Origin of the sequence: Actinoplanes aureus (assembly GCF_015704865.1) — a bacterium.
Taxonomy (GTDB): Bacteria; Actinomycetota; Actinomycetes; order Mycobacteriales; family Micromonosporaceae; genus Actinoplanes; species Actinoplanes aureus.
The window spans coordinates 74709-100161 of sequence record NZ_JADQTO010000006.1; the positions used below are offsets into that span (position 1 = coordinate 74709).

The 25453-nt window shown below is 71.4% G+C and carries 27 protein-coding genes; 13 read left to right on the forward strand and 14 right to left on the reverse strand.

Annotation, left to right across the window (positions count from 1 at the left end; genetic code table 11):
• Nucleotides 1-5 precede the first annotated feature (5 nt).
• Complete coding sequence (locus I4J89_RS14395) at nucleotides 6-269, forward strand: zinc-ribbon domain-containing protein (protein ID WP_230858954.1); 264 nt, start codon at nucleotides 6-8, stop codon at nucleotides 267-269.
• Nucleotides 270-308: 39 nt separating this feature from the next.
• Complete coding sequence (locus tag I4J89_RS14400) at nucleotides 309-872, forward strand: hemerythrin domain-containing protein (RefSeq protein WP_309238315.1); 564 nt, start codon at nucleotides 309-311, stop codon at nucleotides 870-872.
• 1 nt (nucleotide 873) lies between these two features.
• On the opposite strand, the gene glpK (I4J89_RS14405) is transcribed toward I4J89_RS14400, so the two are convergent.
• Nucleotides 874-2367: a glycerol kinase GlpK gene (gene glpK, locus I4J89_RS14405; RefSeq protein ID WP_196414452.1), complete on the reverse strand. Its 1494-nt coding sequence runs from the start codon at nucleotides 2365-2367 to the stop codon at nucleotides 874-876.
• On the reverse strand, nucleotides 2364-3113 hold the full coding sequence (locus tag I4J89_RS14410; RefSeq protein ID WP_196414453.1) for an IclR family transcriptional regulator: 750 nt from the start codon (nucleotides 3111-3113) through the stop codon (nucleotides 2364-2366). The genes glpK (I4J89_RS14405) and I4J89_RS14410 overlap by 4 nt, the downstream gene beginning before the upstream one ends.
• Before the next feature lie 126 nt (nucleotides 3114-3239).
• On the opposite strand from I4J89_RS14410, the gene I4J89_RS14415 reads away from it, so the two are divergent.
• Genes I4J89_RS14415 through I4J89_RS14425 form a run of 3 tightly spaced genes read left to right on the forward strand, consistent with a single transcriptional unit; the run spans nucleotide 3240 to nucleotide 7292 of the window.
• Nucleotides 3240-4085 carry an MIP/aquaporin family protein gene (locus I4J89_RS14415; RefSeq protein ID WP_196414454.1) on the forward strand — a complete coding sequence of 282 codons (846 nt, stop codon included), beginning with the start codon at nucleotides 3240-3242 and terminating at the stop codon, nucleotides 4083-4085.
• Nucleotides 4078-5595, forward strand: coding sequence for a glycerol kinase GlpK (glpK, locus tag I4J89_RS14420; RefSeq protein ID WP_196414455.1), 1518 nt, complete (start codon nucleotides 4078-4080; stop codon nucleotides 5593-5595). The genes I4J89_RS14415 and glpK (I4J89_RS14420) overlap by 8 nt, the downstream gene beginning before the upstream one ends.
• A gap of 2 nt (nucleotides 5596-5597) precedes the next feature.
• The gene (locus tag I4J89_RS14425) at nucleotides 5598-7292 is read left to right on the forward strand and encodes a glycerol-3-phosphate dehydrogenase/oxidase (protein WP_196414456.1); all 1695 of its coding nucleotides are present in this window, start codon (nucleotides 5598-5600) and stop codon (nucleotides 7290-7292) included.
• Between the two features lie 38 nt (nucleotides 7293-7330).
• On the opposite strand, the gene I4J89_RS14430 is transcribed toward I4J89_RS14425, so the two are convergent.
• The 6 genes from I4J89_RS14430 to I4J89_RS14455 form a co-directional block, all read right to left on the reverse strand.
• Nucleotides 7331-8167 (reverse strand): SDR family oxidoreductase, encoded by an 837-nt coding sequence (locus tag I4J89_RS14430; RefSeq protein WP_196414457.1) that lies wholly within the window; start codon nucleotides 8165-8167, stop codon nucleotides 7331-7333.
• A gap of 56 nt (nucleotides 8168-8223) precedes the next feature.
• On the reverse strand, nucleotides 8224-8583 hold the full coding sequence (locus I4J89_RS14435) for a 4Fe-4S dicluster domain-containing protein (protein WP_196414458.1): 360 nt from the start codon (nucleotides 8581-8583) through the stop codon (nucleotides 8224-8226).
• Nucleotides 8580-10181: an FAD-dependent oxidoreductase gene (locus tag I4J89_RS14440; protein WP_196414459.1), complete on the reverse strand. Its 1602-nt coding sequence runs from the start codon at nucleotides 10179-10181 to the stop codon at nucleotides 8580-8582. The genes I4J89_RS14435 and I4J89_RS14440 overlap by 4 nt, the downstream gene beginning before the upstream one ends.
• Nucleotides 10182-10392: 211 nt before the next feature.
• On the reverse strand, nucleotides 10393-10956 hold the full coding sequence (locus I4J89_RS14445; RefSeq protein WP_196414460.1) for a hypothetical protein: 564 nt from the start codon (nucleotides 10954-10956) through the stop codon (nucleotides 10393-10395).
• On the reverse strand, nucleotides 10953-11702 hold the full coding sequence (locus I4J89_RS14450; protein WP_196414461.1) for an ABC transporter permease: 750 nt from the start codon (nucleotides 11700-11702) through the stop codon (nucleotides 10953-10955). The genes I4J89_RS14445 and I4J89_RS14450 overlap by 4 nt, the downstream gene beginning before the upstream one ends.
• Nucleotides 11699-12406 (reverse strand): ABC transporter ATP-binding protein, encoded by a 708-nt coding sequence (locus I4J89_RS14455; RefSeq protein ID WP_196414462.1) that lies wholly within the window; start codon nucleotides 12404-12406, stop codon nucleotides 11699-11701. The genes I4J89_RS14450 and I4J89_RS14455 overlap by 4 nt, the downstream gene beginning before the upstream one ends.
• A gap of 98 nt (nucleotides 12407-12504) precedes the next feature.
• Here I4J89_RS14455 and I4J89_RS14460 point away from each other — a divergent pair, with 98 nt between their 5' ends.
• The 3 genes from I4J89_RS14460 (at nucleotide 12505) to I4J89_RS14470 (ending at nucleotide 15419) form a co-directional block, all read left to right on the forward strand.
• The gene (locus I4J89_RS14460; protein ID WP_309238316.1) at nucleotides 12505-13356 is read left to right on the forward strand and encodes a sensor histidine kinase; all 852 of its coding nucleotides are present in this window, start codon (nucleotides 12505-12507) and stop codon (nucleotides 13354-13356) included.
• Nucleotides 13357-13406: 50 nt separating this feature from the next.
• Nucleotides 13407-14009, forward strand: a complete 603-nt coding sequence (locus I4J89_RS14465; protein ID WP_230858996.1) for a response regulator — start codon at nucleotides 13407-13409, stop codon at nucleotides 14007-14009.
• Between the two features lie 480 nt (nucleotides 14010-14489).
• On the forward strand, nucleotides 14490-15419 hold the full coding sequence (locus I4J89_RS14470) for a type IV toxin-antitoxin system AbiEi family antitoxin (protein WP_196414464.1): 930 nt from the start codon (nucleotides 14490-14492) through the stop codon (nucleotides 15417-15419).
• Here I4J89_RS14470 and I4J89_RS14475 read toward each other — a convergent pair.
• Nucleotides 15392-16018 (reverse strand): DUF4360 domain-containing protein, encoded by a 627-nt coding sequence (locus I4J89_RS14475; RefSeq protein WP_196414465.1) that lies wholly within the window; start codon nucleotides 16016-16018, stop codon nucleotides 15392-15394. The two genes, I4J89_RS14470 and I4J89_RS14475, sit on opposite strands and share 28 nt — an antisense overlap.
• A 275-nt stretch (nucleotides 16019-16293) precedes the next feature.
• On the opposite strand from I4J89_RS14475, the gene I4J89_RS14480 reads away from it, so the two are divergent.
• Nucleotides 16294-16656 (forward strand): nuclear transport factor 2 family protein, encoded by a 363-nt coding sequence (locus tag I4J89_RS14480; RefSeq protein WP_196414466.1) that lies wholly within the window; start codon nucleotides 16294-16296, stop codon nucleotides 16654-16656.
• A 66-nt stretch (nucleotides 16657-16722) separates the two neighbouring features.
• Here the strand turns inward: I4J89_RS14480 and I4J89_RS14485 are convergent, their stop codons facing one another.
• Nucleotides 16723-16932, reverse strand: a complete 210-nt coding sequence (locus I4J89_RS14485) for a hypothetical protein (protein ID WP_230858956.1) — start codon at nucleotides 16930-16932, stop codon at nucleotides 16723-16725.
• A gap of 352 nt (nucleotides 16933-17284) precedes the next feature.
• Between I4J89_RS14485 and tuf the strand changes: the two genes are divergently transcribed.
• Nucleotides 17285-18475, forward strand: coding sequence for an elongation factor Tu (gene tuf / locus I4J89_RS14490; protein ID WP_196414467.1), 1191 nt, complete (start codon nucleotides 17285-17287; stop codon nucleotides 18473-18475).
• Nucleotides 18476-18516: 41 nt separating this feature from the next.
• On the opposite strand, the gene I4J89_RS14495 is transcribed toward tuf, so the two are convergent.
• The 3 genes from I4J89_RS14495 to I4J89_RS14505 are packed head-to-tail and all read right to left on the reverse strand — an operon-like array spanning nucleotide 18517 to nucleotide 21866.
• The gene (locus I4J89_RS14495; RefSeq protein WP_196414468.1) at nucleotides 18517-20733 is read right to left on the reverse strand and encodes a heavy metal translocating P-type ATPase; all 2217 of its coding nucleotides are present in this window, start codon (nucleotides 20731-20733) and stop codon (nucleotides 18517-18519) included.
• A gap of 9 nt (nucleotides 20734-20742) precedes the next feature.
• Nucleotides 20743-21657, reverse strand: a complete 915-nt coding sequence (locus tag I4J89_RS14500; RefSeq protein ID WP_196414469.1) for a DUF8832 domain-containing protein — start codon at nucleotides 21655-21657, stop codon at nucleotides 20743-20745.
• Nucleotides 21654-21866: a heavy-metal-associated domain-containing protein gene (locus tag I4J89_RS14505; RefSeq protein WP_196414470.1), complete on the reverse strand. Its 213-nt coding sequence runs from the start codon at nucleotides 21864-21866 to the stop codon at nucleotides 21654-21656. The genes I4J89_RS14500 and I4J89_RS14505 overlap by 4 nt, the downstream gene beginning before the upstream one ends.
• A gap of 100 nt (nucleotides 21867-21966) precedes the next feature.
• On the opposite strand from I4J89_RS14505, the gene I4J89_RS14510 reads away from it, so the two are divergent.
• Together I4J89_RS14510 and I4J89_RS14515 are read left to right on the forward strand one after the other, a co-directional pair.
• Complete coding sequence (locus I4J89_RS14510) at nucleotides 21967-22263, forward strand: metal-sensitive transcriptional regulator (RefSeq protein ID WP_196414471.1); 297 nt, start codon at nucleotides 21967-21969, stop codon at nucleotides 22261-22263.
• Between the two features lie 146 nt (nucleotides 22264-22409).
• Nucleotides 22410-23324, forward strand: a complete 915-nt coding sequence (locus I4J89_RS14515; protein WP_196414472.1) for an aminoglycoside phosphotransferase family protein — start codon at nucleotides 22410-22412, stop codon at nucleotides 23322-23324.
• 64 nt (nucleotides 23325-23388) lie between these two features.
• Here I4J89_RS14515 and I4J89_RS14520 read toward each other — a convergent pair whose 3' ends face one another.
• Entirely contained in the window at nucleotides 23389-24441 is a 1053-nt protein-coding gene (locus I4J89_RS14520; protein ID WP_196414473.1) for an XdhC family protein, read from the reverse strand.
• Between the two features lie 124 nt (nucleotides 24442-24565).
• On the opposite strand from I4J89_RS14520, the gene I4J89_RS14525 reads away from it, so the two are divergent.
• Nucleotides 24566-25453: an FAD binding domain-containing protein gene (locus I4J89_RS14525; protein WP_309238343.1), complete on the forward strand. Its 888-nt coding sequence runs from the start codon at nucleotides 24566-24568 to the stop codon at nucleotides 25451-25453.

Sequence of the window (25453 nt, forward strand, 5' to 3'; positions counted from 1 at the left end):
AGACCATGGGAACAAGTCGAGCCGAGGAGAGTCCGTTGTTCCTGCTGTTCGGTCTGCGGACCAAGGACCACATGGTCGCCACCCGCACGATGTTGTGCGAGCTCTGCGGGTGGGAGGCGCCGCAGACGATGCTGCGGCGCAGCACCAAGTTCACCCTGTTCTTCATCCCGCTCTTCCCGGTCAAGCCGAGCCGCCACTTCCTGGTCTGCGGCCACTGCCGCGGCTTCCGGGAGGCCGGTTCGTCGCATGATCTGGCCCGTCGGGGGTAGGCGGCAGTCGTTGCACCCGACTGCCCCCTGGAGGAAACCGTGACGAGCCCGCAGAACGGGGACGTGATCGACGTCCTCGTCGCCGACCACCGCGACGTGACCGCACTGATCGCCAACATCCGGTCGGTGACCGACCCGATGATCCGGCGTGACCTCACCGACACCGCGATCAGCGAGCTGGTGCGGCACGCCGTGGCCGAGGAGATGTACGTCTACCCGGTCATGAAGAAGTACCTGCCGGAAGGGGAGAAGGCCGTCGAGCACGACATCGAGGAGCACAAGGAACTCGAGGAGACGATGAAGCGTCTCGAGGGCCTCGATGTGGAGACGTCCGAGTTCGTCCAGGCACTGAACCGCCTGGAGGACCTGCTCGCCGACCACGTGCAGGACGAGGAGTCCGAGCAGTTCCCCGAGCTGCGCCGCCGGGTGCCGGCCGAGGAGCTGACCGAGCTCGCCGGCAAGGTCGAGTCGGCCAAGAAGCTCGCACCGACCCGCCCGCATCCCGGCGCCCCCAACAGCGAGCTGTTCCACAAGCTGGTGGGCCCGGGCGTCGGCCTGGTCGACCGGCTCCGCGACAAGCTGACCGGCCGCGCCACGAAGTAGGTCAGGCCGGCTGGATCCAGTCGAAGGTGCGCTCCACCGCACGCCGCCAGTTGGCGTACTCGGCGGAGCGCACCACCGGGTCCATGGCGGGCATCCACTGGCCGGCGATGTGCCAGTTGCGGCGCAGCCCGTCGAGGTCCGGCCAGTAGCCGACGGCCAGCCCGGCGGCGTACGCCGCGCCCAGCGACACCGTCTCCACCGCCAGCGGCCGGACCAGCGGCACGTCCAGCACGTCGGCGATCATCTGCATGAGCAGGTTGTCCGCGGTCATCCCGCCGTCGACCTTGAGCGTGGTGAGGGTGAGCCCGGAGTTCGCGTTCATCGCGTCGACCACCTCGCGGGTCTGCCAGGCGGTCGCTTCCAGGACCGCCCGGGCCAGGTGCCCCTTGGTGATGTACGAGGTCAGGCCGACGATGACGCCACGGGCCTCGCTGCGCCAGTACGGCGCGTACAGGCCGGAGAAGGCGGGCACGATGTAGCAGCCGCCGTTGTCGGCGACGGTCCGCGCCAGAGTCTCGATCTCCGGTGCGCTGGAGATCAGTTCGAGCTGGTCGCGGAACCACTGCACCAGCGAGCCGGTGATCGCGATCGAGCCCTCCAGGGCGTACGCGGCCGGCTCGCCGGCGATCTGGTACGCCACCGTGCTGAGCAGCCCGTTGTCCGAGCGGACCAGCTCGTTCCCGGTGTTGAGCAGCAGGAAACTGCCGGTGCCGTACGTGCACTTCGCCTCGCCCGGGGTGAAGCAGGTCTGCCCGAACAGTGCCGCCTGCTGGTCGCCGAGCGCCGCCCCGATCCGCACCCCGGGGAAGGCCGCGGTCGCCGTGCCGAACACTCCGATCGACGGGCGCACCTCCGGCAGCATGGCCCGCGGGATGCCGAAGAAGGACAGGCTCTCCTCGGACCAGTCCAGGCTGCGGACGTCGAGCAGCATCGTCCGGCTGGCGTTCGTCACATCCGTGACATGGAGACCGCCGGTGAGGTTCCAGATCAGCCAGGTCTCCATCGTCCCGCAGAGCACGTCACCGCGTTCGGCGCGTTCCCGCAGCCCGGGCGTGTGGTCCAGGATCCATTGCAGGCGCGGCCCGGAGAAGTACGTGGCCAGCGGCAGCCCCGCCCGGTGCTCCACCTCTTTCGCCTCTGGTCGCCCTTCCAGCTCGTGCACCAGCGCGTCGGTCCGGGTGTCCTGCCAGGTGATGGCGCGCCCGATCGGCGTACCGTTGCGCCGGTCCCAGAGGACCGTGGTCTCCCGCTGGTTGGCGATGCCCAGCGCGGCCACCTGGTCGAGGCCGATCCCGGCCCGGCGCAGCGCTCTCGGCGCGAGCCGTTCCACGTTGCGCCAGATCTCCGCGGCGTCGTGCTCGACCCAGCCGGGCCGGGGGAAGTGCTGCTTGTGCTCCTGCTGGGCGAGGGAGACCAGCTGTCCCCGCCGGTCGAAGACGATGCAGCGCGTGGAGGTGGTGCCCTGGTCGATCGCGACCACGAAACTCTCGGTCATCGGGCGGCTCCCAGGTCCCGGGACACCGCACGGGCGGCGTCGCGGACGTAGGTGACGAGGCGTTGGTGGGGCCGGTACCTGCTGTCGCAGATGCGCTCGACCGGACCGGAGATACCGATCGCTCCGACGACCAGGCCACCGTACCCCCGGATCGGCGCCGCCACCGCCGCCTGACCGAGCAGGAACTCCTCGACCTCGGTGGCCCAGCCGGTCTCCCGCACTCCCTCCAGCGCCGCCGCAAGGGCTTTCGGCTCCACGATGGTGAGCCGGGTGTACGCCTCCAAGTCGGAAGAGACAAAAGGCCGGTAAGCGAGCAGCACCTTCCCCAGCGCGGTGGCGTGCAGCGGCAGCAGAGCGCCGACGTCCAGGGTCTGGAAGGTGTCGTCGGGCCGGAAGACGTGGTGCACGACGAGCACCCGTCCCTCCAGGACGGTGCCGATCCGGACCGCTTCCCCGCTGCGCGCGGCGAGCGGGTCGGCCCAGTTGATCGATCGCGAGCGCAGCTCGTTGATGTCCAGATAGCTGGTGCCCAGGTGCAGCAGGGCCCCGCCGAGCTGGTACTGCCCGGAGACCCGGTCCTGCTCGACGAAGCCGACCACCTGCAACGTGCGCAGGATGCCGTGCGTGGTGCCCTTGGCCAGGTCGAGTGCCCGGGCGATCTCGCTGAGCCCGAGCCGGCCCGGCCCACCGGCCAGGATCCGCAGGATCGCGGCCGCTCTCTCGATCGACTGCACCGTACCGGGCATGTTTCGGACTCTATGCCAGCGGATGACGACGCGCCGTGGTCGATGTTCGACAATGCCGACCGACGTTCATTGCCCCATACCGATGCCCTTCCTAGCGTCCGAGACATCGGAATTCAGGGAGGGAGCATGGCTACACGACCCAAGATTCCCGGCATCCTCGGCGAGTTCGCCGCCGAGTTCGCCGGCACCATGATCCTCATTCTGTTCGGCGTCGGCGTGGTGGCGCAGGTCGCCGGTGCCGGCATCGGAGACCACGACAGCATCGCCTGGGCCTGGGGCCTGGGTGTGGTGTTCGGCGTGTACGTCGCGGCGCGGATCAGCGGCGCGCACCTCAATCCGGCGGTCACCATCGCACTCGCCGTCTTCCAGGGCTTCTCCTGGCGCAAGGTGGCGCCGTACATCGTCGCCCAGTTCCTCGGCGCGTTCGTCGCGGCGCTGATCGTGCGCTGGAACTACACCGAGGTGCTGAACGCCGCGGACCCCGGACTGACCATCAAGACGCAGGGCGTCTTCTCCACCCTGCCCGGCAACGGCACGCTGCCGATCAGTGAGTGGGGCGCGTTCCGCGACCAGATCATCGGCACCGCCATCCTGCTGTTCCTGATCCTCGCGGTCACCGACGTGCTCAGCACGCCGCCGCAGGCCAACCTGGCCCCGTTCATCATCGGCCTGATCGTCGTCGGCATCGGCATGGCGTGGGGCACCGCCGCCGGCTACGCGATCAACCCGGCCCGTGACTTCGGGCCGCGACTCGCCAGCTTCCTGACCGGATATGAGGACGCGTTCCGAGATCAGACGGGGTATCTCTACTTCTGGGTGCCGATAGTCGCGCCCATCCTCGGTGGTGTTCTCGGCGCCGGCCTGTACAAAGTTCTGGTGGGACGATTCCTGCCCGCCGAGGGACCCCCGGAACCGGGCAGGGTGCCGACACCCCGAGGAGACGACGACAACGTGGAGGCACGCCGTGGCTGACTTCGTCGGTGCTGTGGACCAGGGCACCACCAGCACCCGCTTCATGATCTTCGATCACAGTGGCAACGAGGTGGGGCGGCACCAGCTCGAACACGAGCAGATCCTGCCCCAGGCCGGCTGGGTGGAGCACAACCCCATCGAGATCTGGGAGCGGACCGTCGCGGTGGTGCGTACCGCGATGCAGAAGGCCAACCTGTCGGCGAGCGACCTGGCCGCGGTGGGCATCACCAACCAGCGGGAGACCGCGGTGGTGTGGGACCGGCGCACCGGCCGGCCGTACTACAACGCGATCGTCTGGCAGGACACCCGTACCGACCGGATCGCCTCGGCGCTGGACCGGGACGGGCGCGGCGACGTCATCCGCCGCAAGGCCGGCCTGCCGCCGGCCACCTACTTCTCCGGCGGCAAGATTCAATGGATCCTGGATAACGTCGACGGGGTCCGGGAGGCGGCCGAGCGCGGCGACGCGATCTTCGGCAACACCGACAGCTGGGTGATCTGGAACATGACCGGCGGCACCGACGGCGGCAACCACCTCACCGACGTCACCAACGCCAGCCGCACCATGCTGATGAACCTGGAGACCCTGGACTGGGACGACGAACTGCTGTCGTTCTTCAACATCCCGCGGCGGATGCTGCCGGAGATCCGGCCGTCGTCCGACCCGAACACCTTCGGCACGGCGCACTCGCCGGGCCCGCTGGGCGGTGACGTCCCGATCACCGGGGACCTCGGCGACCAGCAGGCCGCCACGGTCGGCCAGGTCTGCTTCGCACAGGGCGAGGCCAAGAACACCTACGGTACGGGCAACTTCATGCTGCTCAACACCGGTACGAACCTGGTGCGCTCGGAGAACGGCCTGCTCACCACGGTCTGCTACAAGTTCGGCGACGCCGCCCCGGTCTACGCCCTGGAGGGCTCGATCGCGGTGACCGGGTCCGCCGTGCAGTGGCTGCGCGACCAGTTGCACATCATTCACGAAGCCGCCGAGAGCGAGTCCCTGGCGGCCCAGGTCCCGGACAACGGCGGCGTCTACTTCGTGCCGGCCTTCTCCGGCCTGTTCGCGCCCTACTGGCGCTCGGACGCCCGCGGCGCCATCGTCGGGCTGTCCCGCTTCAACACCAGCGCGCACATCGCCCGGGCCACCCTCGAGTCCATCTGCTACCAGACCCGCGACGTGGTCGACGCGATGGCGCAGGACTCCGGGGTGACGCTGGACGTGCTCAAGGTCGACGGCGGCATCACCCAGAACAACCTCTGCATGCAGATCCAGGCGGACGTGCTCGGCGTGCCGGTCAGCCGCCCGGTGGTGGCCGAGACGACAGCGCTCGGTGCCGCGTACGCCGCCGGCCTCGCGGTCGGCTTCTGGAAGAACACCGACGAACTGCGGGAGAACTGGAACGAGTCGCAGCGCTGGCAGCCGAACTGGTCGCAGGAACAACGCGAGCAGGGCTTCGGCAAGTGGAAGAAGGCGGTGCAGCGAACCCTGGACTGGGTGGATGTGGACTGATCATGACGGCTCTGTCACCTAACTACCGGGACGCCGCCCTGGCCACCCTCGCGGAGGCCGAGGTCGACGTGCTGGTGATCGGTGGGGGAGTGGTGGGGGCGGGTTGCGCGCTCGACGCGGTCACACGGGGACTCACCGTGGGCCTCGTCGAGGCGCGCGACTTCGCCTCCGGCACGTCCAGCCGGTCCAGCAAGCTGATCCACGGCGGCCTGCGCTACCTGGAGATGCTGGACTTCGGGCTGGTCCGCGAGGCGTTGCGGGAACGCGGTCTGATCCTGCAGCGCCTCGCGCCGCACCTGGCCCGCCCGGTCCGGTTCCTCTACCCGCTGAAACACCACGCCTGGGAGCGCCTGTACGCCGGGCTCGGCGTCACCCTCTACGACACCATGGCCTGGTCGCATTCGCTGCCGCGGCACCGGCACCTGACCCGGCGCGGTGCGTTGCGGGCCTGCCCGGCGCTGCGTAGCGACTCGCTGGTCGGCGCGTTGCAGTATTACGACGGGCAACTCGACGACGCCCGGCACACGATGTTCCTGGCCCGCACCGCCGCCGCGTACGGGGCACACGTCGTCTCCCGCGCCGAGGTGGTCGGCTTCCTGCGCGAGGGCGAACGGGTCACCGGGGTACGCGTCCACGACCTGGAACACGACCACACCTTCGAGATCCGCGCCCAGCAGGTCGTCAACTCGACCGGCGTGTGGACCGACGACACCCAGTCGCTGGTCGGCGAGCGCGGCCAGTTCCACGTCCGCGCGTCCAAGGGCATCCACCTGGTCGTACCCCGCGACCGGATCCAATCCTCGACCGGGCTGATCCTGCGCACCGCGACAAGCGTGCTCTTCGTCATCCCGTGGGGCCGGCACTGGATCGTCGGCACCACCGACACCGACTGGTCCCTGGACAAGGCGCACCCGGCCGCCTCCAGCAAGGACATCGACTACCTGCTCGGCGAGGTGAACAAGGTGCTGTCCCGGCCCCTCGAACGGGCCGACGTGGAGGGCGTCTACGCGGGGCTGCGTCCGCTGCTCTCCGGCGAGTCGGAGTCGACGTCGAAACTGTCCCGGGAGCACACGGTGGGCAGCCCGGTCCCGGGACTGGTGGTGGTCGCCGGGGGCAAGTACACGACCTACCGGGTGATGGCCCGCGACGCGATCGACGCCTGCGTCCACGGTCTGGCCCGCTCGGTGCCGCGCTGCGTCACCGACGATGTGCCGCTGCTCGGCGCCGAGGGCTATCCGGCACTGTGGAACCGGCGCGGTCTGCTGGCCGCCGACTCCGGGCTGCACGTGGCCCGCGTCGAGCACCTGCTCGGCCGGTACGGCACGCTCACGCTGGAGCTGCTCGACCTGATCCGGGAGGATCCCGACCTGGGCCGGCCGATCGAGGGCGCCGACGACTACCTGCGGGCCGAGTTCGTCTACGCGGCCGCGGCCGAGGGGGCCCGGCATCTGGTGGACGTGCTGACCCGGCGTACCCGGATCTCGATCGAAACCTTCGACCGGGGCACCGTCGCCGCGCGGGACGCGGCCGAACTGATGGGACGGGTGCTGGGGTGGACACCCGAACAACGGGACCGGGAGGTGGAGAACTACCGGCTGCGGGTGGAGGCCGAACGCGCCTCCCAGGAGCAGCAGGACGACGAGACCGCGGACGCGACCCGGCTGGGCGCCCCGGACGTCGTACCCCTGCGGTTGTGAACCGACGGCGGCGGCCGGACCGGCCGCCGCCCGCCTGCTCAGCTGAAGGCCGCCAGGTTCTCGGTGACCCACGTCCGGTACGTGCGCGCCGGCCGGCCGGTCACCTCCTCGACCGTGGGCAGCACCGTGTAGCCCGCCTCGGGCGGGTCGGTGCGCATGGCCAGGAAGAACTCGATGTCCTCGGCACCGAAGCCCTCCGCCCGCCAGTGCGCGACGACCTCGTCGCGGGACAACTCGACGAAGCGGATCTCACGGCCGAGCGCTTCGCCGATGATCCGCGCCTGGTCCGGCGGGGTCAGCACCTCCGGCCCGGTCAGCCAGTACTCCCGGCCGTCGTGGCCGTCGCGGGTCAGCACCACGGCCGCGGTCTCGGCGATGTCCCCGTCGTGGATCATCGCGCTGCGGGCGGTGGCGAAGCCGGCCCGGATCGTCGACTCGGTGCGGACCGATTCGGCCCACTCCAGGGTGTTCGACATGAACTCCACCGGGCTCAGGAACGTCCAGCGCAGACCGCTGGCCTCGATCGCCTCTTCGAGAGGGCTCCTCGTCACGTCGCCCTTGAGCACCGACACCTTGGTGACACCGCTCTTGAGCGCCAGCGCGGCGATCTCGTCGCCGTTGGTCAGCGGGGCATAGCCCTCGCCGAAGGTGATCAGATGAGCGGCGTCGGCGCCGTCGAAGGCCCGGGCCAGGCCCGCGGTGTCGGACAGGTTGCCGGCGATCACCTCCACTCCGGCCGGCAGAGCGGCCCGCGACGGGTCGCGGGTCAGGGCGCGGACCCGGTGACCGGCGGCCAGCAGGCTGTCCACGAGCGGACGGCCCACGTTGCCGGTGGCGCCGGTGACCAGGACGGTACGGGTATCAAATCCAGTCATGTCCGGGACCGTAACCACCATTGCGGACGAATCCCGTCCTAGTTTCGCTCGGGGACTCAGGACAGGGCGGCCGGCGTGATCCGGGCCGCGCCCAGCTCCGGGCCCACGGCCAGCCGGGCGCCGGGCTTGCGGCCGCGCCCCCAGCCGATCTCTTTGCGGTAGCTGCCCAGCAGGCCGCCGGTGACCAGGTGCGTCTCATCGACGAACGGTGAGTCCGCCGGCGCCGGATGCGTCAGCGGCGCCACGAACAGCGCGTCCGCCGGGCAGTGCGCCTCACACATGAAACAGGTCTGGCAGTCGCCCTGCCGGGCGATCACCGGAACGCCGTCCGGGCCGCGGTCGAAGACGTTCGTCGGGCAGACCGCGACGCAGACGTCGCAGGTGACGCAGCGGCTGCCGGAGACGATCTCGATCACGACGCCACCGCCACGGTTTCGCGGGCCTCCGGGCGTACCCATATCTCGTCCAGGCCGCCCACCGTGAGCCGGTGGTGCTGCGCCGGGTCCAGCCCGGGAAACTCCTGGCGGCGGGCCATCCCGCGGCTTTCCGTGCGGGCCAGCGCACTGTGGTACATCCAGCGCGCGTGCGCCACCATCGCGGCCGCCTGCCGGGTGCGCACGGCCGCGGCGCCCGCAGCGCCACTCCCGGTCCGCAACGCGGACCAGGCGGCGTCCAATTCGGCGAGAGCCGGGCGCAGCCGGTCACCGTGCCGCAGATAATTCTTGTCGTACGGGTGAACCTGCTCTCTGACCACCAGGATCGCCTCCTCGCCCCACCCGGCTCCACGCGGAGTCCCGGTGGGCCGCAGTCCCGCACCGCCGGCCGCCGTCAGCCGGCGCCGGTGCGTCCCCGCACCCAGCCCCGAGGCGAACTGGGCCGCGCCCCGCCCGGCCCAGGTGCCCGACGACATGGCCCACGCCGAGTTGTGGCTGCCGCCCCCGGTGAAACCGCCGCAGATCAGCTCACGGGTGGCCGCGTCCCCGGCGGCGAAGAGCCCCGGCACCGAGGTGGCGCAGTCGTCGGCCGCGATCCGGATCCCGCCGGTACCCCGTACCGTGCCCTCCAGCAACAGCGTGACCGGGAACCGGTCGGTGAACGGGTCGATCCCGAGCCGGTCGAAGGTGAGGAAGAAGTTCGGCTGGCCGAGACGCATCTGCTGTCGCTGCTCCGGGGTCGCCTGATCCAGCGTGCACAGCACGGTCCCGGCGCGCAGCAGCTCCCGGGCGATCACCGAACGGCCGCCCTGGCTGCCGGCCCCCTCCAGCGGAGTGCCGTCGCCGCGGAAGAACGTCGCGAAACCGTAGTACGCGGTCTTCGTCACCGAGGTGAACGTCGGCGCGATCCCGTACGCGTTGGAGAACTCCATGCCGGACATCTCGGCGCCCACCTCGGCGGCGTAGAGCGCGCCGTCCCCGGTGTCGACGTCACAGCCGAGCGCCTTGCTCAGGAACGCGCAGCCGCCGGTGGCGAGGACCACGGCCCCGGCCCGGACCCGGTAACCGGTGTCGTGCTGGCGCCGGTGCCCGCGTACCCCCGCGACCGTCCCGGCGTTGTCCACCAGCAACTCCAGGACCGGGCTGTGGTCCAGGATCCGCACTCCGGCCCGCTTGACCCAGGACCGCATCCGGCGCATGTACTCCGGGCCCTGCACACCCCGCTTGTAGAGTTCCCCGTCCACCACCGGGAACGGGTAGCGGGCCTCGGTGGCCAGGCGGTTCATGTTCTCGTACGTCTGATCCAGCACCCGGGCCATCCAGCGCCGGTCGGCCAGATAGCCGCCGAGACCCTCCCGGCTCGCCATCGCCTTCTCCCGGGCCGCCGGCTCGGGATCCACGTACCAGACACCGGTGCCCCCGGACGCGGTCGGCCCGCTCGTGCCGCAGTAGCCCTTGTCCAGCAGCAGCACGTCGGCGCCGGCCTCAGCGGCGGCGAGCGCCGCCCAGGTGCCGGCCGGTCCGCCGCCGGCCACCACCACGTCAGCGGTCAGATCGAGCGGTACGGGTTCGCTGGTCATCACGTCTCCTCGGCGTTTCGCCGGTCTCGCGGCCATCGGCGTCCTCGGCGTGGCCCCGCCCGGGTGCACGGCGCGGGCCGCTGCCCGTGCCGTGCATGGTCGGTCGTCGGGCCGGGGGTCCGCGGTGGCGGACCTCGGCCGCCGGACGTCGGTCGCCGGAGTGGTGTCGCCGGCCCATCCCGAGCATTAACCCCCAAACCCTATATGTCAACTAGGTATTGGCGTCACGATGGCGCAGGACCGTCGCCCAGGCCGCGACCATCGCGACGGCCCAGACGAACGCGGCCGGCCAGGCGGTGTCCGGCAGCCAGCGCGCGCTCGCCGGCACGCGCGCCGCCAGCAGCGGAACCACGATGAGGTACGCCGTGAGCACGATCCCGACCGCCGCCACCGCCTGCCGCACGATCCCGCCCACCCCGGCCGCCACCAGCATCGACAGCGTCACCCGAGGGGTCGCCGGCACCTCACCGGCCAGAACCGCTGCCGCGCCCGCGACGGGAAGCGCCACCAGGGTCAGCGCGACCGTCTTCGCCGCCGCGAGCGCCAGCCGCCGCGGCGTCGCCAGCAGGGTTGTCCGGATCTGGCCGCCGCCCTGATACTCGTGGGCCGTGGCCAGCACGCCGAAGACCAGCAGCCCGGCCTGAGTGTGCAGCAGCACCGATCCGGGCAGTCCCAGGACGCGCAGCAGCAGCGTCACCGCGAGGGTGAGTGAAGCGGTGATCCACAACGACGGCAGGGTGACGAGTTTGCCGATCTCGGCGCGGACCGCGTTCACGCGTCGCGCCGGTGGAAGAGGTACCCGGCGACCGCGAGCAGCCCGGCCACCCAGGCCGTCATCACCACACCGGCGGTCACCGGTGTGATCCGCACCGGGACGTCGATGCCGCGCAGGAACATGTGTGCCCCGACGATGTCCGGCAGGTACGCGGCCAGCGGCGTCACCTTGGTCAGCAGGTAGGAGAACGACACGACCGCGGAGTTCACGATCAACAGGGTCAGCGTGATGATCCCGTTGCGGGCGATGAGCGTGATCGCGTACGCCAGAAGCCCGATCATCGTCCAGTACAGAACCGCCGCCACCACGCGGACGGGCTCCGGCGACGGTACCGCCGTACCGTGCATCTGCCTGGTCAGCGCGAGCGTCGCGATCGCCGTGAGCGTGCCCTGGACCGCGACCACCAGGCTCAGCGCGGCCGCCTTGGCGGCCAGCAGCCGCGTGCGGCGCGGCACCGCCGTGAGGGTCGTGGTGAGCTGGCGTGCCCCCGGGCTGTCCTCCCCGGTCGCGGTGTATTCGCTGCTCACCGTGACCACGCCGAGGATCATCGCGCCGAGCACGCCGATCCCGAGATTCTGCAAGCCCAGGTCGGACACGTCGCTCACGATGCCGTCGGCGATCGCCCGGCGGGTGGCACCCGCGTTCAGGATCACCAGGGCCGGCGCCGCCAGCAGGCCCAGCAGCAGGCCCACCCAGGCGGTCGGCAGGCCGAGCAGTTTGCGCAGCTCGGCGCGGACCGCGCTCACCACGGCTGCCCGGCCGCGGTCAGCGCGAGGAACGCGTCCTCCAGCGTCGGATGCCCGCCGGTGACCTCGTCGAGGGTGCCCCGGGCCACCACCCGCCCCCGATCGATGATCACCACGTCGTCGGCGATCTCGGCCAGCTCGCCCATCAGGTGGCTGGAGAGCAGCACGGTCCGGCCCTGGTCCGCGCTGTCCCGCAGGAACGTGCGCATCCACCGGATCCCGGCCGGGTCGAGGCCGTTCACCGGTTCGTCCAGGACCAGAACCGGTGGGTCGCCGAGCAGCGCCGTGGCCAGCCCGAGCCGGCGGCTCATGCCGAGCGAGAATTTCCCGGCCCGCTTGCCCGCGTCGGCGGTGAGACCGACCAGGTCGAGCACCTCCTCGACGCGGGTGCGGGGCAGCCCGTTGCTCGCCGCCACCCAGCGCAGGTGGGCGCGGGCGGTGCGGGCCCGGTGCGCGCCGCTGCCGTCCAGCAGCGCTCCGGCGACGGTGAGCGGGCGGTTCCAGGCGGCGTACGGCCGGCCGTCGATCAGCGCGGTGCCGCTCCGCGGGCGGTCCAGCCCGAGCAGGACCCGCAGCGTGGACGTCTTGCCGGCGCCGTTCGGCCCGAGGAAGCCGGTCACCCGGCCGGGCCGCGCCTCGAAGCTCACCTCGTGCAGGATCCGGGCCCGGCCCTTGTGCTTGGAAACCTGGTCGATCGAGATCATAGGGTCAGTGAACCGGTGTCGCGGGCCGGGCACATCGGACTCCGCTCCGACTTCCTCGGCCCGCCTCGGACCTGGGTCCGAGGACTACAGTCGGGCCCGTGCTCGCCCACCCGCGCCCGGCCTGGCGCACCCGTGCCGTCCCGGTCGTCGCCGTGGTCGCCACCGTGCTTGTCCTGGCGATGTGCACGGTGGGCGCGTCCGGGCCGGCCACCAGGATCATCCCGCCGCTGATCGGGGGCGCTGCCGCCGCCGCGGTCTTCTGGGCCGTGCGCCGGTGGCGCGCCGACCGGGCCGACTACGAGCGGCGGCTCACCGAGTGGGCGGCGACCGAGGCGGTCCTCGAAGAGCGCCTGCGGATCGCCCGGGACATGCACGACCTGGTGTCGCACGGACTGGGGTTGATCACCGTGCGGGCGGCGAGCACCCGGCACCTGCCGAAGCCGCCCGAGGTGGGTGCGGCGCTCGCCGACATCGAGGAGGCCAGCCGGCACGCCACGGCCGAACTGCGCCGGATGCTCACGGTTCTGCGCGAACCGGGGACGGCCGGTCCGCGTACCCCGCTGGAGAGCCTGGACGCCCTGCCGGAGATCGTGCGGGCCGCCGAGGCGGCCGGGCTGCGGCCGCGGCTCGTGTGCGAGCCGCTGGGCGAGGTCACCCAGGGTGTGCAGGTCGCGATCTGCAAGACGGTACGCGAGGGGCTGAGCAACGCCGCCCGCCACGCCGGCCCGTGTGACGTGCTCGCGCGGGTGCACCGGGACGGCCGGTTCGTGGTGGTGAGCGTGGCCGACCGGGGTCCCGCCACACCGGGCTGGCGGGCGGTGCCGGGCGCCGGTCACGGCCTGGCCGGGCTGCGCGAACGAGTCGCCGGCCTGAGCGGGACGCTCTCCGCGGAGCCGGTCGAGGGCGGCTTCCGGCTGACCGCCCGCATCCCCGACGAGACCTGCCCGTGATCCGCGTGCTGCTGGTGGACGACCAGCCGCTGCTCCGGCGATCGCTGGCCATGATTATCGACAACGAGCCGGACCTGACCGTGGCGGGCCAGGCCGGCGACGGCGCTTCGGCTGTCCGGTGCGCCCGCGCGGCCCGGCCCGACGTGGTGCTGATGGACGTACGCATGCCGGGCCTCGACGGCCTGGAGGCGACCCGCCGGATCTGCACCGATCCGGCCCTCACCGGCTGCCGGGTACTGGTGCTGAGCATGTTCGAACTGGACGAGTACGTCTACGAGGCCCTGCACGCGGGCGCCTCCGGTTTCCTGCTGAAGGACGCCCGCCCCGAGGAACTGCTCGACGCCGTACGCCGTACCCACCGCGGTGAATCGCTCTTCGCGCCGTCGATCCTCACGCGCCTGGTCGCCCACTACGTGGCGGCACCCCGCCCGGAACGCCCGCCCGCGGCGCTGCGCGGCCTCACCCCGCGTGAGGTCGAGGTGCTGGCACTGATCGGTAATGGCCTGTCCAACGACGAGATCGCGGCGGCCCTGGTCATCTCGATCAAGACGGTCAAGACGCACATCACCCACCTGCTGGCCAAACTGGCCGCCCGTGATCGGGCGCAGCTGGTCATCGCCGCGTTCAACGCCGGCCTGGTCCGGCCCCGCTGACCCGCCTGCCGGCTCGCCCGGCCCGCCACCTGCCCGGCTCGCCCGGCCCGCCACCTGCCCGGCCCGTTTCTTGCCCGGCCCGGCCGCTCGCCAGCCCGGCCGGCTGCCTCACCGGGCAAGGGTGCGCGCGGCGTAACAGCCACAGCCGACAGCTCGGTCCGAATTTCAGCCCTAGTTGATCACTCGGCTGTGTCCTGGGCACCCTTCCGGGCCGATCAAGCAGCCACAGCCCATAGCCCACGCTCCGGAGCCCGTCTGATCGATCACCGAGCTGGTAGCTGCGGCGGTCACGGCCTTCGGGTGGCGTTTCCCGGCGGCCGCGTTGGGGCCGCGACCAGGCGGCGCGCTCGCGTGGGGAGAGCGGGGACGGGCCCGATTTCGGCGGGACGGCCGGTCACCCGTACCCCGAAGGTTGTCCACAGTTCTTGCCTGTCCACAGCCTCCCGGGCCGGCTCCGGCGGTCTGGGCCATGCTGGCGCGATGCCTCACTCGCCCAGAGTTCCGCGGGAGCTCCGGCATCGCCCGTTCCGTGGTTCGGCCGCGATCCGCGCCGGCCTCCTCAGCAGGTCGATGCTGCGCAGCTCATGCTGGCGACGGCTGCTGCGCGACGTTTACGCGCACCGGGACATGCCGCTGGACCACCGCGCGTTGTGCCGCGCCGCCGTTCTGGTCCTGCCGGAGGGCGCGGCGATCGGCGGGCTCAGCGCCGCCTTCCTCTGGGGGTTCGAGTTCCGCACGGATCGGGTTTCCGTCGTCGTCCCGCGTGACCTCGGGATCCGCCTGGATCATCGACTCTCGGTTCAGTACACGACCATCGCCGGCGGCGACCGGACGATTCATGACGGCATGCCGGTGACGACGCCGGAGCGGACCGCCTTCGATCTCGGCCGGAGGCTGCCGCGGTCCGATGCCCTGCCATTGCTGGACGCGATGCTGCACCGGCACGTGCTGAGACGGGATGTGTTGCATGCCATGACGCTGGAGCGCCGGGCGTGGCCGGGGAGCACCGGGTTGCTCGACCTGCTGGCGCTGGCCGATCCGCGAGCCGAGTCCCCGATGGAGTCCCGGCTGAGGCTCATGATCGCGGACGCCCGGCTGCCGCCTCCGGTGCCTCAGTTCGAGATCCGGCTTCCCAGCGGCCGGTTGCTGGCCCGCGCGGACCTGGCCTGGCCGGAGTCCGGGGTGATCGCCGAGTACGACGGCGACCACCACAGGGATCCGGCTCAATTCCGTCGGGACGTCGCTCGGCTGAACGCCATACGGATGGCCGGCTGGACCGTCCTGCGCTTCACCGCGGACGACGTGCTGCGCGCGCCGCAGCACATCGTCGTCACGGTGTCGGCCGCCCTGGCGGAGGCGGCCGACCGGCGATCTCCCGCCCGTCAGCACTTCATCCAGGAGACGTGGTAAACGGTTTCCAGGTTGCCGTCGGAGGAGTCCATCGTCAGGAAGTTGGTGGCCGACCTGGCGGTCCCCGCATTGACCCGCAGTTCCGTGTTGACGTTGAGATAACGCTTCTCGCCGCACGGCAGGAACGACATCGAGCTGATCTCGACCTGGTCGCTGCGCTGCCAGTTCTCGGCCATGAAACCCTTGAACTCGTGCCGGATCCGGGTGGTGTGCGGCTCGCCCTGAAAGTAGTAGTACGCGGTTTCCGACCCGGTCGCGCCCTCTTCCAGGTTGGCGTATCCGCGATAATCGGCGCCGGCGACCGCGTACGTGTAGCCCTCCGGCACGTGCACGTCCAGCGCGATCTGACAGTTCTTCCGGAAGTCGGTGCGTTTGGCGTCCGGCCCCACCTGGGCGACGAATTCGCTGTAGGCGACGGTGAACGCCTTGTTGTCCGGGGATACCGACACCACCGCGGTGTCACCCGGGCAGCCGGAGCCGTTCGCCGCGACCACGTCGATGGCCATCTGATCGGGCGGTGGCGGCGCGATCGCCCAGCTCGTGGACGGTGCCCCCAGCGACGAGAAGAGCATGGCTCCGGCGGTGATCGCGCTCAGCATGAATGTCCTCCACAAACGTGAAACGGGTTGGGAATGCGCCCCACGAATACCGAGGGCGCCGCTGAGAAACGTACGTTTCGGCAGTTGAGCGGCGCAGGAAATAGCGCGAGGGAAACGCCTGCCGGTGTGCCGGCGTACCCGTTTATTGGCCGTCCGGGCGCATCGCCGCCGGACGTCCGGACAGACATTCCGGAAACGCCGGACAAACGTGCCGGTCGATGCTATGCCCGGCCGGACGGTCGACAGGCACGCGTGCCCGGTGCCACCGTGGAGGCATGACTGACATCGATGTCGCGGCAGAGAACAAGAGACGTTTCCTGGAGGCGTTCAGCCGGTTCGCCGAGGGTGACACCGAGGTGCTTCGCGAGATCATCCGAGAGGATTTCGTCACCCACGTCCCCGGCGCGCCGTCCGGCCGGGACGCCTGGATCGAGTTCATCAAGAACTCCCCGATCGCGTCCGCCACGCTCGAACTGATCCACGTGGTCGCCGACCCGGAATTCGTGGTCGCCCACTACCACATGACCCCGGCCGACGGCCCTACCGAGGCGGTGGTCGACATCTGGCGTTTCGAGGACTTCCTCATCGTCGAACACTGGGCGGTCAGTGGGCCGTTGGAGGCGGCGCCAGCCCGGTGAGGTCGGGGCGGCCGCCCGGGTCGCCGACGGTGGCTCCGGAGGCCGCGAGCCTGTGCGAGCAGTCCCTCACCGACCCGGTCGTCGCCGCGAACCGCCACCAGCACCGTGGCGCGCGCCCAGCTGGGCGAGCGCCACGGCCTGGTTGGCTCCCTTGCCGCCGAGCATCTCGCGCCGCACCCGGGCGTCGGCCGAGGTCCCGGCCGCCGGCATCTCGTCGATGAGGAGCACCAGGTCCCGGGCCAGCTGCCCGGCAACCACCACGCGTTCCGAAGTCACACCCCTGCCGCTACCCGATCAGTGCGGCGTGACACGCGGATCGAAGAATCCACGGGGATCACGGTGAGCCCGCGCCGGCCGGAACGTCCGGGACCGCGGAGGAATTCGGTCGCGTGGGTGAGCGTTCGGGCCTATCGTGCTGTTCATGTTCGCGCCCGGTCTGCAGCTGCCCCCCACGGTGGCTCCCGTGTGCGTTCTCCCCGGCGCTGATACCCGACTCTGACCCTTCCCCACCGGCAGCAGAACCCCGGGGAAGGGTGGCTGCTCCCTGCCTGGGTTCTGACGCCTCCCGCCTGGCGACGGGTCGTGTAACACCGCAATGCCTCGCATCCAGTGAGGACTGAAAAAGATCATGGCGAAGAGCCAATTCATCCGTACGAAGCCGCACGTCAACATCGGCACGATGGGTCACGTCGACCACGGCAAGACGACCCTGACCGCCGCCATCACCAAGGTTCTCGCCGACCGCGACCCGGTCTCCAACCGGTACGTCGCGTTCGAGGGGATCGACAAGGCCCCGGAGGAGGCCGCCCGCGGCATCACCATCACCATCGCCCACGTCGAGTACGAGACGCCGAACCGCCACTACGCCCACGTCGACATGCCCGGCCACGCCGACTACGTGAAGAACATGATCACGGGGGCGGCGCAGGTGGACGGCGCGATCCTGGTCGTCTCGGCGCAGGACGGGTCGATGCCGCAGACCCGCGAGCACGTGCTGCTCGCCCAGCGGGTCGGCGTGCCGTACCTGGTGGTCGCCCTGAACAAGAGCGACGCGGTGGACGACCCGGAGCTGCTCGACCTGGTCGAGCTGGAGGTCCGTGAGCTGCTGACGCAGTACGGGTTCCCCGGCGACGAGGTCCCGGTGGTGCGGGTCAGCGCGCTGAAGGCACTCGAGGGCGACCCGGGCTGGACCGCGAAGATCGTCGAACTGCTCGACGCGGTCGACGACTACGTGCCGGTCCCGCCGCGTGAGCTGGGGGAGCCGTTCCTGATGCCGATCGAGAACGTGCTGTCGATCAGCGGCCGCGGCACCGTGGTCACCGGCAAGGTGGAGCGTGGCGAGCTGCGCGCCGGCGAGCCGGTCGAGGTGGTTGGCCTCGGCCCGACCGTCGCCAGTGTCGCCACCGGCCTGGAGATGTTTGGCAAGGTGCTGGAGTCGGCGCAGGCCGGCGACAACGCCGCCGTACTGCTCCGCGGGGTCAAGCGCGAGCAGGTGCAGCGCGGCCAGGTGGTCGCGGCGCCGGGCAGCGTGCGGCCGCACCGGGTCTTCAAGGCCCGGATGTACGCGCTGACGAAGGAGGAGGGCGGCCGGCACACGCCGTTCGAGGCGAACTACCGGCCGCAGTTCTACTTCCACACCACCGACGTGTCCGGCGGGATGGACCTCGGCGACCGTGACCTGGTCATGCCGGGCGACACCCTGGAGGAGGTGACCGTGACCCTGGGCAAGGAGATCGCCCTGGAGGTGGGTCTCGGCTTCGCGGTCCGTGAGGGCAACCGCACGGTCGCCGCCGGCACCGTCACCGAGGTGCTCGACTGAAAGACGGGTGGCCCGGCGAGAGCCGGGCCACCCGTTCGGCGCTAGCCGGGGAAGACGGCCCGGAAGCGGCGCAGCCGCAGGCTGTTCGCGACCACGAAGACCGAGCTCAACGCCATCGCCCCGCCGGCGATCATCGGGTTGAGCAGGCCGGCGGCGGCCAGCGGCAACGCCGCCACGTTGTAGGCGAACGCCCAGAACAGGTTGCTCTTGATGATCCGCAGGGTGCGCCGGGACAGCCGGATCGCGTCCACCGCAGCGGTCAGGTCGCCGCGGACCAGCGTCAGGTCGGACGCCTCGATGGCCACGTCCGTGCCGGTGCCCATGGCCAGGCCCAGGTCGGCCTGGGCGAGCGCGGCGGCGTCGTTCACCCCGTCGCCGACCATGGCGACGACCTTGCCGGATTCCTGCAACCGCTTCACCACGTCGACCTTGTCGGCCGGCAGCACGTCGGCGATCACCTCGTCGATGCCGACCTCCGCGGCCACGGCCCGGGCAACCGTGGCGTTGTCGCCGGTCAGCAGGACCGGGTGCAGGCCGAGCCGGCGCAAGCCGTCGACCGCTTCGCGGCTGGTCGGCTTCACCTCGTCGGCGACCGAGAGGACGCCCCGGGCCACACCGTCCCAGCCGGCCACGACCGCGGTCCGGCCTGCCTCCTGCTCGGCGGTGGCGGCCTGCTCCACCGCCTCCGGGACCTCGAAACCTTCCCGGCGCAGCAGGGCGATCCGCCCCACCAGCACGTCCCGGCCGTCCACCGTTCCGCGTACGCCGAGGCCCTCGAGGTTGGCGAAACCGCTGACCGGTGCGGCCGGCTCGGCCGCGATCGCCTTGCCGATCGGGTGTTCCGACGCGGCCTCCACCGATGCGGCCAGCCGCAGCAGCTCGTCGCGGTCCTGGCCGGGCGCCGGCACGACGCCGGCGAGCGCCATCGTGCCGGTGGTGACCGTGCCGGTCTTGTCCAGCACGACGGTGTCCACCCGGCGGGTCGACTCGAGCACCTCGGGCCCCTTGATCAGGATGCCGAGCTGGGCGCCGCGGCCGGTGCCGACCAGCAGCGCGGTGGGCGTGGCCAGGCCGAGCGCACACGGGCAGGCGATGATCAGGACAGCCACCGCGGCGGTGAACGCGGCGGCCCAGCCGGCGCCGGTGCCGGACCACCAGCCGAGGGTGCCCACCGCCAGGGCGATCACGATCGGCACGAAGACCCCGGAGATCCGGTCGGCGAGCCGCTGCACGTCCGCCTTGCCGGCCTGCGCCTGCTCGACCAGCCGGGCCATCTGCGCCAGCTGGGTGTCGGCGCCGACCCGGGTGGCCCGTACGACCAGCCGGCCGCCCGCGTTCACCGTCGCGCCGACCACCGCACCGCCCGGGCCGACCTCGACCGGGACGCTCTCGCCGGTGAGCATGCTGCGGTCCACCGCCGAGGAGCCGTCCTCGACGACCCCGTCGGTCGCGATCTTCTCGCCGGGCCGGACCACGAACCGGTCGCCGACGGCCAGCCGGCCGATCGGGACCCGTACCTCGGCGCCGTCGCGCAGCACCGCCACGTCCTTGGCCCCGAGCTCCAGCAGAGCCCGCAGGGCGGCGCCGGCCCGGCGCTTGGAGCGGGCCTCGAAGTACCGCCCGGCCAGGAGGAACGTCGTCACCCCGGCGGCCGCCTCCAGATAGATGTTGCCGGCACCGTCGGTACGCGAGATGTCGAACTGGAACGGGTGCGTCATCCCCGGCTCGCCGGCCGTGCCGAGGAACAGTGCCCACAGCGACCAGCCGAACGCGGCCAGGGTGCCGAGTGAGACGAGCGTGTCCATGGTGGCCGCGCCGTGCCGCAGGTTGACCGCCGCGGCCCGGTGGAACGGCCAGCCGCCGTAGACCACGACCGGAGCGGCCAGGGTCAGCGACAGCCACTGCCAGTAGGTGAACTGCCAGGCCGGAACCATGGCCAGGGCGACCACCGGCACGCTCAGCACGATCGACACCCAGAGCCGGGTGCGCAGCGGATCCGCCTCCGGCCGCTCCGGTGCCTCGGCCTCTTCCGGAGCCGGGACCGCTGCCGTGTAGCCGGTCTTCTCCACCGTGGCGATCAGGTCGGCCGCGGTGATCCCCCCGTTGACCGTGGCCGTCGCCTTCTCGGTGGCGTAGTTGACCGTGGCGGTCACGCCGTCCATCCGGTTCAGTTTCTTCTCGATCCGCGACGCGCACGAGGCACAGGTCATGCCGCCGATCGCAAGCTCGATCTGCTGGGGTGCAGTCTGCAAACTCATGGCGTTCCCTCAGTCGTGCGTGTGGCCGTCGGCGTCGTGCGCCGGCTCGGTGGCTTGCGGTTGCGGGACCACGACTCCGCTGGTGGTGGCGGTGAACTCGGCGGTGCGCACCTTTCCGTCGTGCTTGAAGTCCAGATACAGACGGTAGACCCCGGCGGACGGGACCTCCGCCGCGAAGGACAGGCTCTTCTCGTCGGTCGGGTGCACGTGCAGATAGGCCAGGTCGCCGTCGCGGAGCGCGACCAGGTGGCCGGACGCACCGAGGTACGGCTCCGGGACGACCGGTTGTCCGTCGCGGCTCACCGAGAGGGTGAGCTGGGCGGACGCCCCGGCAGTCAGGTCGCCGGCGAGGGTGACGGTGTAGCCGTCGACCTCGGCGGTGCGGGCCGGAACCGGCAGCGGGCGGGGCTGGTAGTCGCCGGGCGCGGGCACGTCCACGCCGAGGGTGAGGCCCTCGTCGCGGGCGGCCGGCTGGAAGTCGGCGAACACCCGATACTGCCCGGGGGTATCCACGGCGAGCGGGATCGACCAGGTGCCGTCGGTGCCGAGCGTGGGGTGGACGTGCTGGAAGCCGGAGAGGTCGCGGCGGACCACGATCAGGTGCAGGTCCTTGTCGTGATTCGTCGTGTAGGCCGTCACCGGCTCACCGTCCGGCCCGAGCACCCGGAACCGGAACGGTTGGGCGTCGCCGGTGGTCAGGCTGGTGGTGATCAGGGTCAGGCGGTAACCGTCCTGCGCGACCTGCAGCCCGCCCGGCACATGAGCCGCCGCGGACTCGGCCGCCGGCTCGGCGTGGGCCTCGGTGTGTGCCGGCGGCGGGGCCGGCTTCTCCTCGGGCCCGAACACCCGGCCCGCGCCGGCCGTCGCGCCGAACACGACGACCAGGCCGAGGGCGTAGGCGCCCAGTTTGACGGACGTCCTCACGACGGCACCCCCAGCTCGTATCCGGCCTCGTCGACAGCGGCGCGAACAGTCTCACGGTCGACCGGTCGCTGCGAGGTGACGGTCACCGAGCCGCCGGCCAGGTCGACTGCGACGCTGGTCACGCCGGGGATCAGGCTCACCTCGGACCGCACCGACTCGACGCAGTGTCCGCACGTCATGCCGAGGACGGGGTAGGTGGTGGTCTGCATGGCTGGCTCCTCTCGCCGGTCTCTCCGCCCACCATACACATACCCCGTAGGGGTATGAAGCACCGGCGCAATACCCCCCAGGGGTTGTATCATCGCGACCATGACCAACCCTGCGCCGACCCGCGGTTACACGGCCACCAAGGACAACCTGCAGTCCCGGCTGCGCCGCATCGAGGGCCAGGTGCGGGGCATCGAGCGGATGGTCGAGGACGACCGCTACTGCATCGACATCCTCACCCAGATCTCCGCGATCCAGGCCGCCCTCGACAAGGTGGCGCTCGGCCTGCTCGACGGGCACGCCCGGCACTGCATGCACGAGGGCGCCCAGGAGGGCCGCGCGGACGAGATGGCGGGCGAGCTGATGGCCGCGGTGGGCCGCCTCATGAAGCGCGGCTGACCCTTTTACAGTACGAGCAGCCGCACCGTCCCCGCTCTCGCGGCGGGCCGGCCATGCACTCCGTCCCGGTCATAGCCCGCCGCCGGCTCATGCCTGCCGTCGAAATTCGGTTGGGCGCGGCATCCGCGACGGCGATGATCCGGAACATGACTTCGACAGCTCCCGATGGCCGTGCCGGCATCGACGTGGCGTTGGTGCGGCGCCTGCTCGCGGGGCAGTTCCCCCGGTGGCGCGATCTGCCGGTGACCCCGGTCGCGGTGGACGGCTGGGACAACCGGACCTACCGGCTGGGCGACGACATGACCGTGCGCCTGCCGACCGCGCCCGGCTATGTCCCGGCCGTCGCCAAGGAGAACGAGTGGCTGCCCCGCCTGGCGCCGCAGCTGCCGGTCGCCGTCCCCCGCGTGCTCGCCGTCGGGATACCGGGGGAGGGGTACCCGCACCCCTGGTCGGTGCGCGCCTGGCTGCCGGGGGAGACGGCCGGGCGGGAGCGGATCGCCGACCTTCCGGAGTTCGCCCGATCGGTGGCCGGGTTCATCCGGGCCTTGCAGCGTTGTGACCCGGCCGGCGGGCCGCCCGGCGGCGAGCACAGCTGGTTCCGGGGCTGTCCTCCCGCGCACTACGACGATCAGGCGCGCACCGACCTGGCCACGCTCGGGGCCCACATCGACACGGCGCGGGCGGCCGAGGTCTGGGCGGCCGCCCTGGCCGCGGAGTGGCGTGGCGATCCGGTCTGGTTCCACGGCGACATCGCACCGGGAAATCTCCTCGTGGTGGACGGCAAGCTCGCCGCGGTCATCGACTTCGGCACCGCCGGGGTCGGCGACCCGGCGTGCGACCTGGTGATCGCCTGGACGATGTTCGCGACCGAGGACGGCAGCCGCGAGGCGTTCCGGGAGGCGGTGGCGCAGGACGCCGGCACCTGGGCGCGGGCGCGCGGCTGGGCGCTGTGGAAGGCGATGCTCGTGCTCGGCGGCGCCATCCGCGCCGGCGACCGGGCGGAGGCCGAGGAGAACCGGCACGTGATCAACGAGGTGCTCGCCGACCACGCCGCGCAGTGAACGCCGGGCAGTGATCACCGCGAGGTGAGCGCCGCGGTGATCGCCGGGCGGCGAGAGCGGCTGCTCAGGCCGGGCCGTGGATGGGTGCGGTCAGGTCGGTGAGCGGCGCGCCCGACCCGCCCCAGGACAGGGCGACGATCTCGGCGGCCACGGCCACCGCGGTCTCCTCCGGGGTCCGGGCGCCGAGGTCCAGCCCGATCGGCGCGCGCAGGCGGGACAGCGCTGCCTCGGACACCCCGGCCTCGCGGAGCCGCCGCACCCGGTCCTCGCAGGTACGCCGGCTGCCCATCGCCCCGATGTACCGGGCCGGGGTGTGCAACGCCACCTGGAGCAGCGGGATGTCGAACTTCGGGTCGTGGGTGAGCACGCAGAGCACCGTGCGCTCGTCCACCTCGGTGCTCTCCAGGTACCGGTGCGGCCACTCCACGATCACCTCGTCCGCGTCGGGGAAGCGGGCCGGGGTGGCGAAGACGCCGCGGGCGTCGCAGACGGTGACCTGGTAGCCGAGGAACTTGCCGATCCGGGCGACCGCCGCGGCGAAGTCGATCGCGCCGAAAACGATCATGCGGGCCGGGGCGGCCAAGGACTGGACGAAGACCTCGCGCTCGCAGGCGGTGATCATGGCGGTGCGGCCGTGTGCGAGCAGGCCGGCGGCCCGCTGAGCGGCGATCCGATCCAGCTCCGCGTCGCCGAGAGAGCCCTCCACCCGATCCGCCCAGACGACCAGCTGGGCGCCCGGTAGCGAGACGGTGGCGACCGGCTGCCCGGCGGCCACTGCCGCGAGCACGGCGTCCAGGCCGGTCAGCGCCGACCCCGGCTGGATCATCACCTCGATGGTCCCGCCGCAGGTCAGCCCCACCTCGAAAGCGTCGCCGTCGCTCACCCCGTACGCCTGGGTCTGCGCTTTTCCGGTCTCGATCACCTCGCCGGCGGCGGCGTAGACGGCGCCCTCCACGCAGCCGCCGGAAACGCTGCCGAGAACCTCGCCGTGCTCGTTGACCGCCATCGCCGCGCCCGGCTGCCGGGGCGCCGACCGCCAGGTGTTCACCACGGTCGCCACCGCGAAGGTGACCCCCGCAGCACGCCAGGCGAGGAGGCCGTCCACGATGTCGCGCATCCCAGCAGATTCCGTGATCTCCGCGATCGAGTCAACGACTAGTTAAGAGAACGCTTAGGTCGCTGTTGACATTGGACGCCAAGCGCGCGAGGGTCGGCCGAATCACGGGAGGTGCAGGGTGCAGGTGCCGGCTCCGTTCGAATACGAACGTGCCACGAGCGTGGATCAAGCCATCGGTCTGCTGGAACGTCTGGGCAGCTCAGCGCGGCTGGTGGCCGGGGGCCACAGCCTGCTGCCGATGATGAAGCTCCGCCTGGCGAACTTCGAGTATCTGATCGACATCAATGATCTGCACGGCGAGCTCGGCTACATCCGGGTGGCCGCCGACGAGGTGCGGATCGGAGCCATGACCCGGCACCGGGAGCTGCTGGAGTCGGACGCGCTGGCCCAGGTGTTCCCGATCTTCCGGGACGCCGAGCGGGTGATCGCCGACCCGGTGGTGCGCAACCGCGGCACGCTGGGTGGCTCGCTGTGCCAGGCGGACCCGTCGGAGGACCTGTCGGCGGTCTGCACGACGCTGGACGCCAGCTGCGTCATCCGCGGCTCCCGGGGCGAGCGCGTCGTCACCATGGAGGAGTTCCACGTCGGGCCGTACGAGACGGCGGTCGGCGACGGTGAGATCCTCACCGAGATCCGGATTCCCATCAAACCCGGGAAGTCGGGCTCCGCGTACGCCAAGGTCGAGCGCCGCGCCGGTGACTGGGCCGTGGTGAGTGCCGGTGCCGCCGTCTGGCTCGACGAGCAGGGCCAGATCTCCGACGCCCGGGTGGGCCTGGCCGCGGTCGGCCCCAACACCACCGGCATCCCGGAGATCTCCGCCTCGCTGCGCGGTCGGGCCCCGGACGAGAGCCTGTACGAACTGGCCGGCGCGATCGCGGCACGCAGCTGCGACCCGGTCACCGACACCCGCGGCAGCGCCGACTACAAGCGGCACCTGGCGGACGAGTTGACCCGGCGCACCCTGCGCGGCGCCGTGGAAAGAGCAAGCGCCGTGGAACGGGCGAGGAGCTGA